At 43.7% G+C, this 16657-nt stretch carries 11 protein-coding genes and 1 pseudogene; 2 read left to right on the top strand and 10 right to left on the bottom strand.

The genetic code is table 11. The features are described from left to right. Positions 1-29: 29 nt before the first annotated feature. The 7 genes and pseudogenes from E5S67_RS21055 to E5S67_RS21025 all read right to left on the bottom strand — a co-directional run bounded on the left by E5S67_RS21055 (position 30) and on the right by E5S67_RS21025 (position 12323). Positions 30-6854, bottom strand: coding sequence for an FkbM family methyltransferase (locus tag E5S67_RS21055; RefSeq protein ID WP_172190343.1), 6825 nt, complete (start codon positions 6852-6854; stop codon positions 30-32). A gap of 119 nt (positions 6855-6973) precedes the next feature. After that, complete coding sequence (locus E5S67_RS21050) at positions 6974-7369, bottom strand: tetratricopeptide repeat protein (RefSeq protein ID WP_246276901.1); 396 nt, start codon at positions 7367-7369, stop codon at positions 6974-6976. Positions 7370-7837: 468 nt separating this feature from the next. Continuing rightward, entirely contained in the window at positions 7838-8398 is a 561-nt protein-coding gene (locus E5S67_RS21045) for a Uma2 family endonuclease (RefSeq protein WP_172190342.1), read from the bottom strand. 117 nt (positions 8399-8515) lie between these two features. After that, positions 8516-9292, bottom strand: a pseudogene (locus E5S67_RS21040) (Uma2 family endonuclease). A 181-nt stretch (positions 9293-9473) separates the two neighbouring features. Then, positions 9474-10964, bottom strand: coding sequence for an MlaD family protein (locus tag E5S67_RS21035; protein WP_172190341.1), 1491 nt, complete (start codon positions 10962-10964; stop codon positions 9474-9476). 148 nt (positions 10965-11112) lie between these two features. After that, positions 11113-11478 carry a four helix bundle protein gene (locus E5S67_RS21030; RefSeq protein WP_172190340.1) on the bottom strand — a complete coding sequence of 122 codons (366 nt, stop codon included), beginning with the start codon at positions 11476-11478 and terminating at the stop codon, positions 11113-11115. A 62-nt stretch (positions 11479-11540) separates the two neighbouring features. Continuing rightward, a complete protein-coding gene (locus E5S67_RS21025; protein WP_172190339.1) occupies positions 11541-12323 on the bottom strand; it encodes an ABC transporter ATP-binding protein in 783 nt (260 codons plus the stop codon). A gap of 171 nt (positions 12324-12494) precedes the next feature. Between E5S67_RS21025 and E5S67_RS21020 the strand changes: the two genes are divergently transcribed. Continuing rightward, complete coding sequence (locus E5S67_RS21020) at positions 12495-13895, top strand: gluconeogenesis factor YvcK family protein (protein WP_172190338.1); 1401 nt, start codon at positions 12495-12497, stop codon at positions 13893-13895. Positions 13896-14024: 129 nt separating this feature from the next. Continuing rightward, positions 14025-14474: a tRNA (adenosine(37)-N6)-threonylcarbamoyltransferase complex ATPase subunit type 1 TsaE gene (gene tsaE / locus E5S67_RS21015; protein WP_172190356.1), complete on the top strand. Its 450-nt coding sequence runs from the start codon at positions 14025-14027 to the stop codon at positions 14472-14474. Positions 14475-14490: 16 nt separating this feature from the next. Here tsaE and E5S67_RS21010 read toward each other — a convergent pair whose 3' ends face one another. From E5S67_RS21010 to E5S67_RS21000, 3 genes are all read right to left on the bottom strand, one after another. Further along, on the bottom strand, positions 14491-14832 hold the full coding sequence (locus tag E5S67_RS21010; protein ID WP_172190337.1) for a DUF5615 family PIN-like protein: 342 nt from the start codon (positions 14830-14832) through the stop codon (positions 14491-14493). Between the two features lie 3 nt (positions 14833-14835). Next, the gene (locus tag E5S67_RS21005) at positions 14836-15162 is read right to left on the bottom strand and encodes a DUF433 domain-containing protein (protein WP_172190336.1); all 327 of its coding nucleotides are present in this window, start codon (positions 15160-15162) and stop codon (positions 14836-14838) included. A gap of 61 nt (positions 15163-15223) precedes the next feature. After that, entirely contained in the window at positions 15224-16546 is a 1323-nt protein-coding gene (locus E5S67_RS21000; RefSeq protein ID WP_172190335.1) for a dihydroorotase, read from the bottom strand. Positions 16547-16657 lie beyond the last annotated feature (111 nt).

Raw genomic sequence — 16657 nt, 5'->3', positions numbered from 1 at the left:
TTCCTTACTTTCTTAATTGAAATGTACTTTTAAGATTGAGAAATGAGATATATTTTGCTCTCAGGAACAGCGATAACATTTAGGTTTCCCTCCAACTCGTCAGATGAGTTTATAGGAATTAGTTCCTGGGCGTAAGGTTGATAGCGAAAGAGTTTATACCCTTTGCTTTTAAGATAATCAGCAACAGGTAAATTACTGGCTTTGCTCACAGCGATATTTTCATAGAGGATGATAGGAAAAAATTCCGATAATATTTTTTCGCTACCTATTAAAACTGACATTTCGTGTCCTTCTGCATCTATTTTAAGGTAATCAACTCGGTTGACGTGTTGCTGCTCAACTAAACTGTCCAAAGTAAAACATGGGACTTCTTCAAAGGAACCAAGTTGCACTGGTTTTTCCACATCGCCCGTAACAATTTCGTTTAATTCGCTAGCAGTGTAAAGATGCAATCGTGCTGTACCAATGCGATCGCTCGCAGCTCCAGCACATATTTTTACCGAATCTAACTCATTAATTCTACAGGTTTCTTCCAAGCAGCGCAAGCAACCTGAAAAAGGTTCAACTGCTAGTACGCGACCTTTAGGTCCCACTCGTCGCGCAGCAGTAAAGGTATAGACTCCCACATTTGCGCCAACATCTATAACTGTCATGCCAGGTTTGAGGGAATTCCGCCAAAATTCCATTTCCTGTTCAAACCAATCTCCCTCTGCAAGCAGGACGGCTGTTACAATACTCTGAAAGCTAGGCTCAACGGCTAATAATAGCTCCTTTTCAATATGCAGGTAAGTGATAGAAGAATTTACTCCTAACGTAGTCCATTTCCAATCAGGAGAAGTAGGCTCTTTTTTATAAAATTCACGAGCCTCATTTAGCCAGTAGCTAGCTGAATCTCTATCCTGTCGATCTCGATAAGCGAGGTAGAGAGCTTGAAAAATCTGCGGTGACTCTGGCGCTAGCTGCTTGGCTTGGTGCAGGTATAAAAGTCCTTCCATTAAATGGTTAACCATGCACGAAACTCCTAGTTTAAACTTGATGGAACTCGAATCTGGTAAAATCTTGTCTGCTAAATTCAGTAGTCGAAGTCCACCTGCTCCATAAAATACAAGGTGAGTTCGACATAGCACCTCGCTTAAAAGTAAAAATGCCTGAGTATAAGCATCTCTTGCTTGAAGTAAAGGTGTCAATTGCTCAGCCAGAGTATTAACCAAACTGTTGCGCGGTGAAGGTAGGTAAACCAGTGCAGAGGGAAGTTTCTCTGTGGTACTGTAAACATTGGGGACGGTGTTGATAAAAGCAGGAAAAGCAAGTTCTATAGCTTGTGGTATTTCTCCAGTCATCGTCAAGAGGAGAGCTAAATGAGCTATACAGAGAGGACAGCTATCTTGCTCTATTCCTTGGTTTAAGGCTTCTAAAGCCATATTGAGATACAGTTGGCGCTCTGATAAGTCCTCAGACTGTTCTGCTACGATCAAAGCTAATACTGCAACGTTGTTTAAGTCTCTGCTAGAGGTAGGTTCTTCCCAGCAGGTGCTTTCAAGGATTGTCGCCACACGAGCTAGAGAATTTGCATCCAGACTAGGGCAATTATGATAAACATAGTCCGTATATTTATCCGTCAAGTCACGAGAAGAATCCATCAATATAGCCTCTACTTGCTCTCCGCTTATCTCGCAATTTTTGTCAGGATAGAGGGGCAGAGCGAGTGCTTGAGTATGAGCAATCGCCTGTATATTTTCACGTTCCATAGAGATGCGAGCCTGAATTCGAGACAACAAAGCTTTCCATTGTACTTCACTCAGCCTTCCAAGAATAGTAATTTCGGGCGCTGTGCTAATATTAGTATCCTCCTTCATCAGAAGACTCATCACTGCGCCCGAAACGACTAAATTTGCATCAATTTCTGAAGCTTCAGTCAGATTACTGGTATCAATTAAAAGATTGAGGTTGTTACTATCTGAGTGTGTTATTACCTTCCCAATTGCCTCTTCTATTTGGAAAAAGAGAGTTTCTTCTGCCTGCTCCCAGTCAGGGAAAGTAATGAAATTAATATTTCTAAGTTGAAGAGGCAATAGGCTAGCCTGAATCAAAGCATAACTGACTTCTTTGCTCATTTTTGACCAGGAAAACTTTTTCGCTTGCTCTATTCCGGCAGCTATCAAAGCTTCGCGCACTTCTGGCTTTTGAATGTTAATAAGTGCGATCGCCATTGCTTCAACATCATCATCCGGAACATATAAAGCTGCCTCTCCCGCCACTTCAGGTATAGAAGCATTGGGACAAGTAATCACTGGACATCCACAAGCCATTGCCTCTAAAATCGGCAAGCCAAAGCCTTCATACTGGGACGGATAAACCAGCGCAACAGCACCCGAAAAAGCTGCTTTTAACTCTTCATCGCTGAGGGGAAGCTTATGCACTGTACTCCCTGAAGTGTAAGGTTCAAACTCATCCTTGGTTAAAGCGCTGTGAGCTGTGCAGACAATATCAAATTCTGGTTGATTTGGCAGTTGCGCGAAAGCTTGCAAGAATAATGATGCATTTTTATGACCGCCTGCCGCACCAACCATCATAAAGTATGGCTTTGAGAGATTGTATTTAATCTTAAAACTCTCGATCTCCTCTGGACTAGCTGGCGATAAATTTTTGCGAACTCCACAATGAGCGACTGTTACTAACTCTGGGGCAATATCAGGAAAAAACTTTAATAAGTCTGATGCTGTATTGTGGGAAATCGTAATGTATGCAGACGCGTGGCGGATGCCGTAATGTTTCTCGCGCCACATGGGTTCATCAAGATTTGTCTCAAAGACTTCAGGAGTCATGTCATAGGCGATAAAGACGGAAGGTGTTGATAGTGGCGTTGTGTAGTAAGTTGAGATAAATAAGTCAGCTTCCAGTTCCTCACAGACTTGCTGGAGCATTTCGCGATCGCTATCCGTCTTCTCATAGTCGTAAGCAGGAACCGGGCAATACGCAATGCCAGGAATTTTTGGTGCAGTTCCCGCGCGATCGAGGACAATAATATGTTTGGCAAAATCCTGCGTCACCCACTCTTCTAAGAGCGATCGCCACACGCGAGCAATTCCCGTATTGTAAAGCTGAAAAAACACGGCGTCAACAATAACCCTTGGCGTAAATTTTTCCACACTAGCTGTTTGTCTTTGGCGCTTGTTTTGCCGCACAAAATGCCACATATTTTTCTCTCTTTTTCGTTGCGCTATTGGTGCGATACCTAAAGATTCTGCTGTATCAACCATTGTTTCATCTTGAACCCACGAAAAATAATTGCCCAACCGCACTGGAAATTGTGTTTGGGCTTGCAGTGCCATCCATTCAACAACTGCATTTTTATAGCCGTAGTATATTTGTTTAAATCGCAGTTGTTCTAGCGTCACATAAGCAAAGTGTTGAAATACCAAACCCTGCTGTTCAGTCTCTTCATGCAGAAAAGGGTTTACTGCTGCAACATCGCGACACTCACTATTTGGCAAGGCTTCAACTAATCTTGGAGGTTCGTGAGAGGCCCAAAAAGCTCCCGGCTTAAATCTCCAAGTACGCAACCAATCTTGTTGAGGATTCTGAGCATAACAATTGCGAGTGCTAATTACCCGATTTTCTCCAACAAAATACCAGCACCAATAAAAAGCTGCTGTTTTTTCTGGATGATTGATAAACATCTGCCGCGCCGTATAAATTTGTTCGGCTGTCCAGAGTTCATCTGCATCCACCTGCCACAGCAAGCATTCCTCTTTAATATTTTCCAGCGGTGCATTTACCATTTCACGCTTTCCATCCCAAAAAATACCTTCTGGCTTGCGATAAACAGTAATATTTTTTGGATATAGCCGTGCTATTTCATCTATATACTCTGATGTACCATCCTTGCTGCGACCCCGGCAGTGAAGTTCATCAGTAATTTTTCCCCCCAAGGTAAGCATCCAAGCACTATCGTGTTTTTGCTCCGCTACTCCCTCAATAATATGCCAATGCCATTTAAAAGGTAGTTGCTGCAAAACGTCTATGTGGTAATGGATAAAAGGTTCACCGTTGAGAACTATTGTAAAAAAATGAATAGGCATATAATTTGGCAAAATCGGTTCGCTATCCCAGGGGTCAAATGGAATTAATTTTTCCGCAGACAAGTGCGGACGAAATAAAAATTTGCCTTTTTCATTGAGCATACAAGCTGCAAAGGAAAATGAGCTATTTGAAATTGCTACAATATCGCACTGGCTTAATAAATAAAAATCGGGATAAAATTCTGCTTCCGGTAACTCCAAACCTAAATCTTTGGTTGTGACCGGATTATACTCCTCAAAATCACTTAAAACTTTTTCCGGTTCATCGCTGGCAATAAATAGTATTGGTTCGTCCAGGGTTTCCCACAAACCTTTTAGCCATTCCTTGTACCATTCGCTCGGTGCTATAAAAAAATCTTCGTAGCCGTAGTCTCCCCGCCGCAAGTGCAAACCAACGAGGGTGTTGCCGCGCGCTCGCAGACGAGCGATCGCTTCCTTCATTTTCGTTTCTATTTCCCGTACAGGTTTGAACAGGGAGCGGAAATACTCTTGGTGGGGTTTGTAATACTTTGTGTGATATTGAAAATAACCCCAAAAGTTCACATTTTTCAAGATTTCTTTGGCATTAGGTATGCTAGCTGCTGACAATTTATTGGTGGGTTCGGAAACTGTGGGTAACTCTTGAGAAATGGGCGAATCATTGCAACCAAAGAGATATTGACCAATCCAAGCTGGCGTCTCTACTTTCAAGTTATGTTCTTTGGCATAGATTTTCAAGAAGGCATACTGAAATATTTGATTGGCAAACCGTCCGTTTCTACCCAGGGTGGACATTGTGACTGCGGGCTTTTTCACATAAAACGCATCGCCCCAAGATGGATGAAACGGTGTTGTAGTTGCTACGCGATCGAAACCCCACATCTCCAGAAAATCATCGATTTCGTCAATTAAAGCGCAGCCTTCATACAGTTCTTCATAATTAACTTCCGTGTTAATTGCTTCAATATGTTTGAGAACCTTCGTTGCTCCCTGCAAAGCCAACAACTCTGCACCTTGAATGTCAATGTTTAATATATTAAATTCTGCGGCATCAATTTGAAGTTCTTCTAGAAGTGTATCCAGAGTTCTCGACTCCACAACTACACGCTCAACTTCCTTGATTTCTGGATAAAACTTTTGATGCTCCTTCAATGGTAAGATAGAACTGCTTTGATCCATAGAAGTTACATACAATGTGCTTGTGCCGTTGATGTTGCTAACTGCACAATTGACCGCTAGCACGTTAGGAAAACCCGCTATATTCGTTTTCAAACTTTCAAAGACAGCAGGATTGGCTTCAACAAACAGTACCCTTTGCACCCCCATTGCTCGGTATGTTGCAATTTCCTTGCCTTCGTGTGCCCCAATGTGAATAATGCCGCGCGGTGCAACAGAATGTTTTCCGCAAAGATCCTGCAAATCGAGCAGATTTGGTGCTTGACTAAAAATCAAAGCTGTGAACCTCTCGTTCACCGCTAAAAAGTTGCTATACTCGTAACTTTCATATTCTGGTAAAAACTCGGGTAAGGGTTGTAAAGCATTGGGCTGTATTTTAAAGATTGTATAACGAAATTTTTGTAAATGCTCGAATACTTCTTTTAATGTGATGTTGGCATCAACAAATGTTCCGCCATACTCAAACTGAATATAATCTACTTTGCCTTTTTGCAAGAGGTTACTTGCTCCGCGAAGAACTTCTAGTTCGCCACCTTCTGTATCAATTTTTAAGAAATTAATTCGCTTTATGCCACTTGTTTGGACATAATCATCAAGGGTAGCTGTTAAAATCTGAAATGGCTGAGGCGACTGAATATTATATTGTTTTTCGATTTCAAATCGCCGGTGAAATGTACTCCATCCAGAAAATTTATCGTAGTAATAAAATTCCCTGATTTCCTGTTGGTGTGCTATTGCCAAGTTGTTTAACACGAGTTGACCGCTTTTAATCGGTTCAGCCAGGTTTTGTAGAAGTGTTTGATATATAGGCGGTGCGGGCTCAAACAAATGGATTTTAACGTCGGGGCATATCTTTAATACTTGATTTGTCCAGCTACCTATGTTTGCGCCAATATCGAAAACGACATTACCGGAAGCAATAAAATTTTCTATAATCTTTAATTCATAGTTATTGATAGACTCTCCCTGATTAATATTATTAGGAGACACCCCAGTGCTTTGATAATTTTGTTCCTGTTTCCCGCTGCCTGTATTGCCTAAAGTTGTGAGCCAATCTTGGCAATACTGAACAATTAGTTCTTTTGCCAGCGCCGGAATAGCAATAATAACATCATCAATAATTACAATATGCCTGCTGTTTTTTCCTGAATTTAACAAATTTAATACTGCGCTAATATCCGGCCATTGTTGAGGTGAATGGGGCAGCGGTGGAGGAGATAAAAACAATCGGGCATCATCAATAAAAATAAAGTGGTCGCAGTCGGATCGGTTGATTATTTCGATTTCTGCGAGTAAGGGACACTCATCGATTTCTCCATAGGTTTGCCCTCCGCTCCAATGAGCGTCTAGCCAGAATAAACTTGGGCTTTGAAGTTGTGATACTGTACGATCGAGAAGGTTTCTGGTATCACCGTACAAAAAGTCTATGTTTTTGATATGACCGTATTTGGCGGTAACTTTTTGATAAAGGTCTTGAGAATACTCTATTGTAAAAACTTGTTCAAATACTTGGCTTGCCCAGTATGCTGTATAACCTTGATAGGTTCCTGTTTCAATAAAATTATTAATCCCGTAAGCTGCTTTGAGTTGGGAGATAATTTCTATTGGTGGTCCCATGCGTACTATGCCCATATTCAATCCTTCGTTTTGTGAAACTAAGTCGGGTATTTTAATTAGGAAGCTACATACAATTTAAGGATTTTCAATCTATCTTACTAACAAAATTGACCGCTCGCCTAATTCTTCCCCTTCGCCTGCCTCAACAGCGCCTTATAATCAGCTCTGTCAGGATTTAGCTTCACCAACTTCTCCAAAGGCTCGATCGCCCCCACCTGATTATTCATCTGCAACCGCACATTTGCCAATCCCTCCAGAGCCGTCTGATTCTGCGGTTCCCGCTGCAAAACCGTTTCATATCCCCGTTCCTGCGCCGCCAGCAAAGACTCCTGAGAAACAGCCACAGGCGTCGGCTTTTGTTGGTGCTGGCTGCTCAAACCGCTGCTGAACAGACTGAAAATACCAAAAATCGCAGAACCACCAAAGCCAACCATTGATACTAACGCAAAAATCTGCTTAATTTGATCGCTCCGATGAACCGGACGAGCACTAGATTTTTTCTGTGTACTTTCCATTGATAACTCTTGGTTTCGCTGTTTTCCAGGCACTCAAGAAGCGCCTATATCTAGATTGCCCAAGTTCGATCGCAAAACCATCGCCTTTCGCCATTTAAAATTTGAGAGCAATTCTAGCATTTACACAAAACCTGAGATTTGTCAAGGACATTTAGGTAACAATAACACGCGGGCGAGCTCGGTGAAGCGGGATCGCACCCTTACTTTTTAGCCGTTACTCTCAGGCAATTCGCCAAACCGACTCGGTAACACGCTAGCAAAGATGCGAGTTCATGAGCACGCTGGCGTTCCGCTTCTAGTGCTGAGGCTAATTCATCAGAAAGCAGTAATTTTTATCAATTATCTTCCGAGCAAAAACAATAAGTTTTTAATTTATTTATCAACGGAGTTGCAACACTTTACGGTGACTTTCAGTAATTAATTGATAGCTATATTCCTGTTAGTAGTATTGAGATCTATCGCCCTTTTTTATTCCTTAATTGCCTCAACATAACTCGGCATATTAATACACCTGACGAGTAAACCAATATCGAGTTCTGGGAGCAATTGGGAACTTGCAATATCTTCGTATGCTTGCTCTCTGAGAGCATACAGAGACAGTCGGCTGTTTTCCCAAAACCAGACTTCAGGGATTTGCAGCCGTTTGTAAGCCTCTAGCTTATCAATTCCGCCGCTAGTGACGACTACTTCGATCGCTAAATCTGGAGGTTCTCTGTCAGTACCCAATTCGTAAGACTTGTCGGCTTCACACTTCACCAGTCGCGATTCATTTTCTAATGTCAGAGACTCCTTAGGGGTGAAATCGATTCCTGCCGCCATCATGTAAGTTTCTACCAACGCACCGATACGTCCCTTGGCTGTTTGGTGTTTTCTTCCAGGCATTTTCTGAATCTGCAGTATCCCATCTAAAAATAACAGCCGAACCCCTGGAAGATCGAGCATCGGTTCTAAGGTTTTGAATTGTTCCCAGGTTAACCCGGGAAATAGCAACGGCTGAGCTAATTTCTCTTCTAATGTTGTTGCAGTCATGGCGCTCCTTAATTCCCAATCGACAATCGCAAATCTAAACTCTAAAATCGATAGCTCTGGCTCCTTGATTCCCAATTATTCAATCGAAAATCGAAAATCGATCGACCTTCCGCACCTTCAAATGCCATCAGGATCGATACCCTGACTTCTCAAGTATGCCATTAGTCGATCGGCCCTCTGGCGTTCCTCTTCGGCCCTTTGGCGTTCCTCTTCGGCCCTCTGGCGTTCCTGTTCCACCCGTTCCGCACCCCACAGCAGCAAATTGCCATTCTCATCCCACCAGCACAACCAATAACCCGTTCTCTGAGATTTTTTACCTTCCCAAATCCCCAGAAATAAACCCATTGATTCTATCCAGAATCGCTGATTAGCATCCGGTTCTTGCAATTTGTATTCTTCATAAGTCGAGAGTCTGTACACTTCTAACACTCCCGATTTAGGTTCAAAAATTACATAAATCTGTATTTGCAAAATTCGCTCATAAAACCGCTATTTCCCGTAAGTATATGTCGGTTTATTTGAATATTCACTGCCGTCAGTATCCGATAAAAATTCCATCATTACTGCGGGTACTTCTGCCTCAGCATTGGGCGTATAGCTGCGGCTCACTTCTCCTGTTTCTGTTGGCAATACCGAGGGAACGTACACCCAATCCAGTGCTTTTACTACTGTTTTTTCGTTAACTTTGGCACAGAGTCGAAAATTGGAAGCTATTAGCATTAAAGCTAGGATAAATCCTGCGATATCCAAGGCTTCTCGGAGGGCCGTGGCTAAAAGTGGTTGGTCGATGTTTTCCACAGGATCGTCTGGTAATTTAAACTCATCTGGCAATTTTTCCCAAGTTATAGTATACTGGTTTTTGGTTGCGTCCGGTTTCGATAATGTTTGCGTCATTGGTTTTCCTTATTTCGATACAAAAAGTTTTTTGTTAATAGGATTTGGACAATAACTTTAATGCCTGGTGCGACTTTCGCACCTTATTAACTAGGTGTAATTGGGGTGCGTATTGCGCTGGTTACTAACTAGAGTCGCTCGCGAATCTTGTGCAATTGCGCTTATTCAATGATACCCTTTTTTAAGGGGTATTTTCTGGAGTAACTTGTTCTGCTGAACTGGCAGTTTGAGAAGGTATAACAGGCAATTTTGGCTGTTTTTGCAATTGAGGAAATCCAGGTTCCACTGATGGATTTCTGGCATTTTTACTCGCATTTACTTTCTGAGAAAGGGGAGCTAATGTTTGAGTTACTTTAACTTGCTGTCGCAGTTGTTCTGTCGAACCTAATAAGCCTCCTAATCCGTTGAATAACCTGCGAATGTTGTTGCGGAAAGCCGGATCTCCCGTCAAATCATCCACGTCGGAAGTAATTTTCTGGACGTTCTGAAATGTAGCTCGTGCAGAATCTAGAGTTTGTTGCAATAATAGCAAAGTCGCCGGATTGTTTACCTGGCTGGATAAATCTCGCAAATTACCAGAAGCTTGGGCTGCATTCGCTGATAAAACTTCTAAATTGTTCAGCAACTGTCCTTGGTTGATTCGATTAATTGTCGGACTCAAACTGCTGACAGCTACCCGCAGTTCCTGACTGCTTTGATTGATGTTATTCAGAGTTGAAACTAAACTGGCGCGGTTGGTTGCTACTAAAGAATTAAGTTGGTTGGCTGTTAATGTAACTTGATTGGCTGCTTGAGTTACTGAATTAGCAGAATTTATCGCAGCGGCAGATACGGCTTTTGTGGAAGTGTCCGCCGTAGCTGCTACTTTAGAAATATCAGCGGCGACTCCTGATATTTCCCCTTTAAGCGATTGATTTAGACTGCTTGCCTCTCCCTTTAATGATTGATTTAAACTATTGACTTCTCCCTTTAATGATTGATTTAAACTTGTTAAATCGGTTTTTATAGATTGATTTAAGCTGCTAATCTCTCCCCTTACAGATTGATTTAAAGTTTTTATTTCGGTTTGGGTCGTTTGAGTTAAATTCGATAAATCTTGAGTGAGTTTAGCTGCGCCTTTAGCTGTGTTAGCTGTATTTTCTGCCAGAGATTTAATATTATTAAACAGAGCTGGGTCAGTGTAGAAATTAGCTAGCCGGACTGTGGATTTAATGAGTTCGTCGATAGTGACTCCAGCTTGACCTTTTAAGCGGGAATTTTGGCAGATAATCTCTGGGGGACAGTCGGCACTAACTGGATTGGCGGTAAGTAAGGATTCTGGCAAAATCGAGTTGGGGGTAATGTCGATCGACGATTCGCCAATTAAACCGGATTTATTCGCTTCGATCACCACATCCCGGGGAATCACTAAAGTACCGGGGGCAATCTCCAGCGTCACGTCTACGCCGTTGGAACCCGGTTTGAGGGCGGTAATTTTACCGACAGCAACTCCGCGATACCTGATGGGCGTGCCTATTTGCATTCCTTGGGCGCTGGCAAATTCTACGGCAAATTTGTAGCTGCGGTTGCCTACCTGCACGCCCCGCAGCCAGAGCACTAAGCCACCAAATAAACCGATTCCTACTAAAATTAAGAACCCGACAGAACCTTCTCTTACAGTTCGCGATCGCATATTACCTCATTAGTCATTAGTCATTAGTCATTAGTCATCAGTCATTAGTCATCAGTCATCAGTCATCAGTCATTAGTTGCTAGTTGTTAGTCATTAGTTGTTAGTTGTTAGAACTCAGTTATTGTTTGTGATTTATTGCTCGTGATTTTTAGGGGGATGATCCGATTGAGTGTATGTAGGAGTTTAATTTAGGAGCTAAGTCATTAATGATTGCTGTGAATATATTGACTTGTTCAACAGTTAAAAGGTTTCGAGTGTAAGCTCGTCTCAACCAATGTTGAGTTTCATATAAAGAACCTCTAGCTATCTTGACAAAACGTTTATTGTCTTGATAGCTGCCTCGTCCGACTCCTTCTGCTATGTTAGCACCGATGCTATCGGCTGAACGGACAATTTGTTGGCCGATCGTATTTTTGGCAAATGGCTCCCAAGTGTTAACAGCTTTCCAAATTTCATCAGCTAGTCGTTCTGATAAGTTATAAACTCGCAATTTCTGAAAACTTTTTGTAGCCATATTACCCTCAGCTTTAATAACTAATGACTAATGACTAATGACTAATGACTGATAACAATTGACTATCCAATCACTTGAATTGGGCCAGTAACACTGCCGCTAAAAAATTGTCGGATCAGCAAATTATCTGTTGATGCAATATCGCTGACAGTTCCCTCCCACTGCACTTGGCCTCGATAGAGAAACACGATGCGATCGGCAGTGCGGCGGATGGTACTGTCTTGGTGAGTGACAATCGCATAAGTGCTGCAAACACCTTGGGCCGCCTGCAACTCGCGGATTAAATCTTCAATTACCGTCGAAGCGATCGGATCTAAACCCGCCGTCGGTTCGTCGTACAGCAAAACCTCTGGATTATCCCTGTCATTATCAGGATTCGCCATGATGGCGCGGGCAAAACTTACCCGCTTCCTCATTCCCCCAGACAACTGCGCCGGATAGCGTTCGCCAATTCGCGGCAAACCCACCATCTCCAACTTTTCCTCCACCAATTCCCGAATGCGGCGGCGCGGCAGCTTAGAATGCTGGTAAAGTAAAAAACCGACATTCTCCTCCACCGTCAGCGAATCAAACAAAGCCGCTTGCTGAAACACCATCCCAATTCCGATCGGATCTGCCACGTCGTCCACCCATCCGACCCTGCGCTGTCCCTGAACGAAAACCTCACCGGAATCCGGGGCCAACAAACCCGCAATTATCCGCAAAATCGTAGATTTCCCCGTCCCGGAAGGGCCAATAATTGCCAGGGCCTCTCCCCGATAAATCCTCAGATCTACTCGATCGAGGATCGGGTTCTGGCCGAAGGACTTACTTACCCCCTTGAGTTCGATTAGTGGCTCAGCCATAGGATGTTATCAATAAATTATCAGTCCTCAGTCATCAGTCTAGCTAATGACTAATGACTCATGACTAATGATTAATGACTAATGACTTAAATTGACTGCCAGAATCAAAACTCTCTTGTATTGTAAATTTGTCAGCTTGAGCTGTTCCAATACCCTTAAGACTAATTAACCATGTCAATTAGTTCACTTCCTAAAGCCCTCCGCGTCTTGGCTAAAGCCAAGCAGGTTTTTGCCCAATCCAGAAATCCTTACCCCCCTTCTTTGCGGAACGGGCGAGTTCACCAGTGGTTTAAGTGGTTAGCCCCCGGACTGTTGGTGAAACGGTGGCTGCTGATCAGTGCCAGCGGCGTGGTACTTGCCACTTTGGGTTTAGCGATTTGGACTGGGATGACTCCCATTTTCTTCTTATTGCAATTGTTGAGAAATTTTTTGGCGTGGATTGCCGAAGTTGTTCCCAATTACGTGTCGGGGCCGCTCATCATTGTTGGCGGGATTTTGTTAATTCTGTGGGGGCAAACTCGCAGTTTGAACTCTATTACTCAAGTGCTGATGCCCGAAGGGAATGAGGAATTGGTCGATCGACTCCTCAACCACCGCCGCTTGCACCGCGGGCCGAAAATTGTGGCACTTGGAGGCGGTACGGGCCTTTCTAATTTGCTCAGGGGATTGAAGGATTACAGCGCCAAAATCACTGCTATTGTCACGGTGGCTGATGATGGGGGGTCTTCCGGGCGGCTGCGACGGGAAATTGGGGTATTGCCACCGGGAGACATTCGCAATTGTTTGGCGGCTTTGGCAGATGAGGAAAAGTTATTAACTGAGTTATTTCAATATCGCTTTCAGGCCGGTGACGGTTTGATGGGTCACAGTTTTGGGAATTTGTTTTTGACGGCGATGAGCGATATTGCTGGAGATTTGGAACAGGCGATCGCCGCGAGTTCTAAAGTTTTAGCAGTTAGGGGAGAAGTGCTGCCGGCTACTCTGAGCGACGTGTCTTTGTGGGCAGAACTCGCTGACGGCCGCAGGATTGAGGGGGAGTCCAGCATTACAAAAGCTAACGGAAAAATCCTCAAAATAGGCTGTACTCCTGCTAATCCTCCGGCCTTACCTAGGGCTGTGCAAGGGCTTCGGGAAGCGGATTTTATTATTATTGGGCCAGGCAGTCTTTATACGAGTGTCATTCCGAATTTGTTAGTGCCGGAAATTGCTGATGCGATCGCCAACAGCGAAGTTCCGCGCATTTATGTGTGCAATATTATGACTCAGCCGGGGGAAACTGACGGATACAGTGTTGCAGACCACATTCGGGCGATCGACCGCGCTTGCGGCCGGCCACTGTTCGATGCTGTAGTAGTTCAGGGAAAAGTCCCTTCTGCAAAAGCTTTGATCCGCTATTCTCAGGAGAATTCTTATCCGGTTGTGCTCGATCGAGAAGCCGTAACGCAATTGGGGCGGCGAATTGTCATCGCAAATGTGATGGATGAAGATAAAAATACGGGTTTAATTCGCCACAATTCTCAAAGGTTGGCGGGGATGTTGCTGCGTTGGTACGGCCGCGCCCAGAACATTTAAGCTGCTAACTGTTAACTGTTGACTGTTGACTGTTGACGGTGCAGACTAATGTTATTTGTTATTAGCAGCCCCAAGCGAGTAACTAATGACTAATGACTAATGACTAATGACTAATAACTAATGACTAAGATGATACTTTCTCTTCCAGATGCTGAAGCTACGCGCAAGTTGGGCGTATCATTAGGTCGATCGCTCCCCCCAGGCACTGTAATCTTATTACAAGGAGATTTAGGTGCTGGCAAAACTACCTTGGTTCAAGGCATCGCTGAAGGTTTAGGAATCTCAGACTCGATCGAAAGTCCTACTTTCACCCTGATTAACGAGTATTTTGCAGGGCGAGTTCCGCTGTACCATCTCGATTTGTATCGACTCGAACCCGAAGAAGCCGAAGCTTTACACTTAGAGAGTTATTGGGACGGATTAGAAAGGGATTTGGGAATTGTGGCGATCGAATGGGCGGAAAGATTGCAGTACAAACCAGAGAATTATTTGCAAATTTATTTGAGTTATCTAGATAACGGGCGGCAAATTGAAGTAATTGGTAATGGGGACTTATTGAATTGGCAATTGGAAATTTAAGAAAATCCGATCGAACTTACTGCGGCGGGCGGTTGACTCGAATCAATTTACCTCTCAAAGTTTCCTCACCAGCAATAGCATCATTAATGCGTGTTGCCAACTTTTCTACGTTCCTATCTTTGGTACAAACAATAATACCAGCGTGGCCTGGCTGTCGATTGTGCAGTCCGATGAAATCAAATCGATTTAATGTCAAAACAGCTCGATCGTTGCTTATAGCAAATGCTAGCACCTCTGGATCTGGAATCCCAAGTCCTGCTTTTCCTGCTTCCTGAACCGTGAGGACATTGTGACCAAAAGCGCGCAGCAATTGCACAACTGGCAAAGGAAATTGTTCGTCTGCATACAAATTTAGCATGACTCAGGCTTCCTCATTCTTGCGGATTGCTTGTTCGATTTCCTCCTGATGTGCATCAGCATAAGTCCAAACATTGACTAGATCGGCAGCGCTTAGATGGGGATAAAATTGTAAAAGTTCGGCATCGCTTGAACCTTCGCGGCGAAAACTTTCAAGCAGCCAAACAGGAATGCGAGTTTTGGCAATGCAAGCATCGCCGCCACAAACGTCGGGAGTTTTGGTAATTCCTGGCCAGCTATTATTTAAACTTTGGGTTAAAAGCCGGATGGCTTCAGCTTTCTCAGTCGGAGTTAAGGCCAGGAGTTGTGTTTCTAGTTCTTGGAGAAGCATGGGTAATATCGCCTTTGCGATGCAGGAATACCCAATTATAACACTTGAGTTAAATTCATGCTTACTCAGCGTCAAATGTCAACGCTTCTCCCCTCACATTTGTATCCAATTTGCCATTTTCAAAAACAACTTTTCCTCCAACAACAGTCACAACTGGCCACCCTGTCAAACTCCAACCTTCAAAAGGACTCCAGCCGCACTTTGTCACCATTTCTTCTCGCACCACAGGTCGATAATTATCCAAATCTACTAATACCAAATCAGCGTCAAACCCCGGAGAAATCGACCCTTTGTTGGGAATTTTATAAGCCTTAGCAACGGCCGCCGACATCCAATTAGCAACTTCCGCCACTGTACATCTTCCCTCTACTGCTTGCGTCAGCATCAAAGGCAAAGAAGTTTCGACTCCCGGCATTCCAGACGGCGTATTCGGATAATCTTGAGCTTTTTCTGCTAATGTGTGCGGCGCGTGATCGGTGGCGATAAAATCAATTACGCCGTCGAGTAAAGCTTGCCAAAGTATTTCGTTATCGCGGGGTTCGCGCAAAGGCGGATTCATTTGAGCTAAACTGCCAATTTTTTCATAGGCGCTGGTATTTAACAACAAATGCTGCGGCGTCACTTCCGCCGTTACCCAACTCGGTTTTTCCTGACGCAAAAACTCGGCTTCATCCCCAGTTGAAAGGTGCAGAATGTGTAGACGGCGGTGATATTTATTAGAAAGTTTTAAGGCTAGCTGAGTTGCTAATAAAGCTGCTTGATTGTCTTGAATTTGCGAGTGCACGGCAACATCGGAAATCCCGGCAAATTCCTGACGCCTTTGATTGATTCTAGCTTGGTCTTCGGCGTGTACGGCAATTAGTCGATCGCCCTTGGCAAAAATCGCCTCTAAAGTTGTTTCTCCATCCACCAAAAGCTGGCCGTGCATCGAACCCATAAAAACTTTAATTCCCGGAGTCGGATTCGCAGTCAACAAATCCGGCAAATTTTCGGCTGTTGCACCAATAAAAAAGCCGTAATTAACCAAACACTTCTCGCCAGCGCGACTTAGTTTATCATCTAAGGCAGCTTGGGTGGTTGTCAGGGGTCGCGTATTCGGCATTTCCAAAAATGAAGTCACGCCGCCTTTAGCGCAAGCACAGCTAGCGGTAAACAAGTCTTCCTTGTGTTCTAAACCCGGTTCTCGGAAGTGTACCTGGGGGTCAATGACTCCGGGTAACAGAGTTAAGCCTTTCGCATCTATTTCTCGATCGCCCGATTCGGCAATGGACGGAGCAACCCGAACAATTTTGCCATCGCAGATTTGCACGTCCCCTACCAAAAACTCGCCGTTGGGCAAAAGAACGCGAGCGCCGCGGATTAACAAACTTGATGTGGTCAGCATAAGCTATAATTCAATGAGTAGTGCGATTCGTTTAATCTAAATGGATAGAAATATCCAGGGACGGTTAACCTAACCCACTGGTTAGTATAACTAAATATACATCTAGATGCA

The organism is Microcoleus asticus IPMA8, from assembly GCF_013179805.1.
Taxonomy (GTDB): domain Bacteria; phylum Cyanobacteriota; class Cyanobacteriia; order Cyanobacteriales; family Microcoleaceae; genus Microcoleus; species Microcoleus asticus.
The sequence above is the reverse complement of the archived record's forward strand: the minus strand, read 5'-3'. Positions and strand labels throughout refer to the sequence as shown.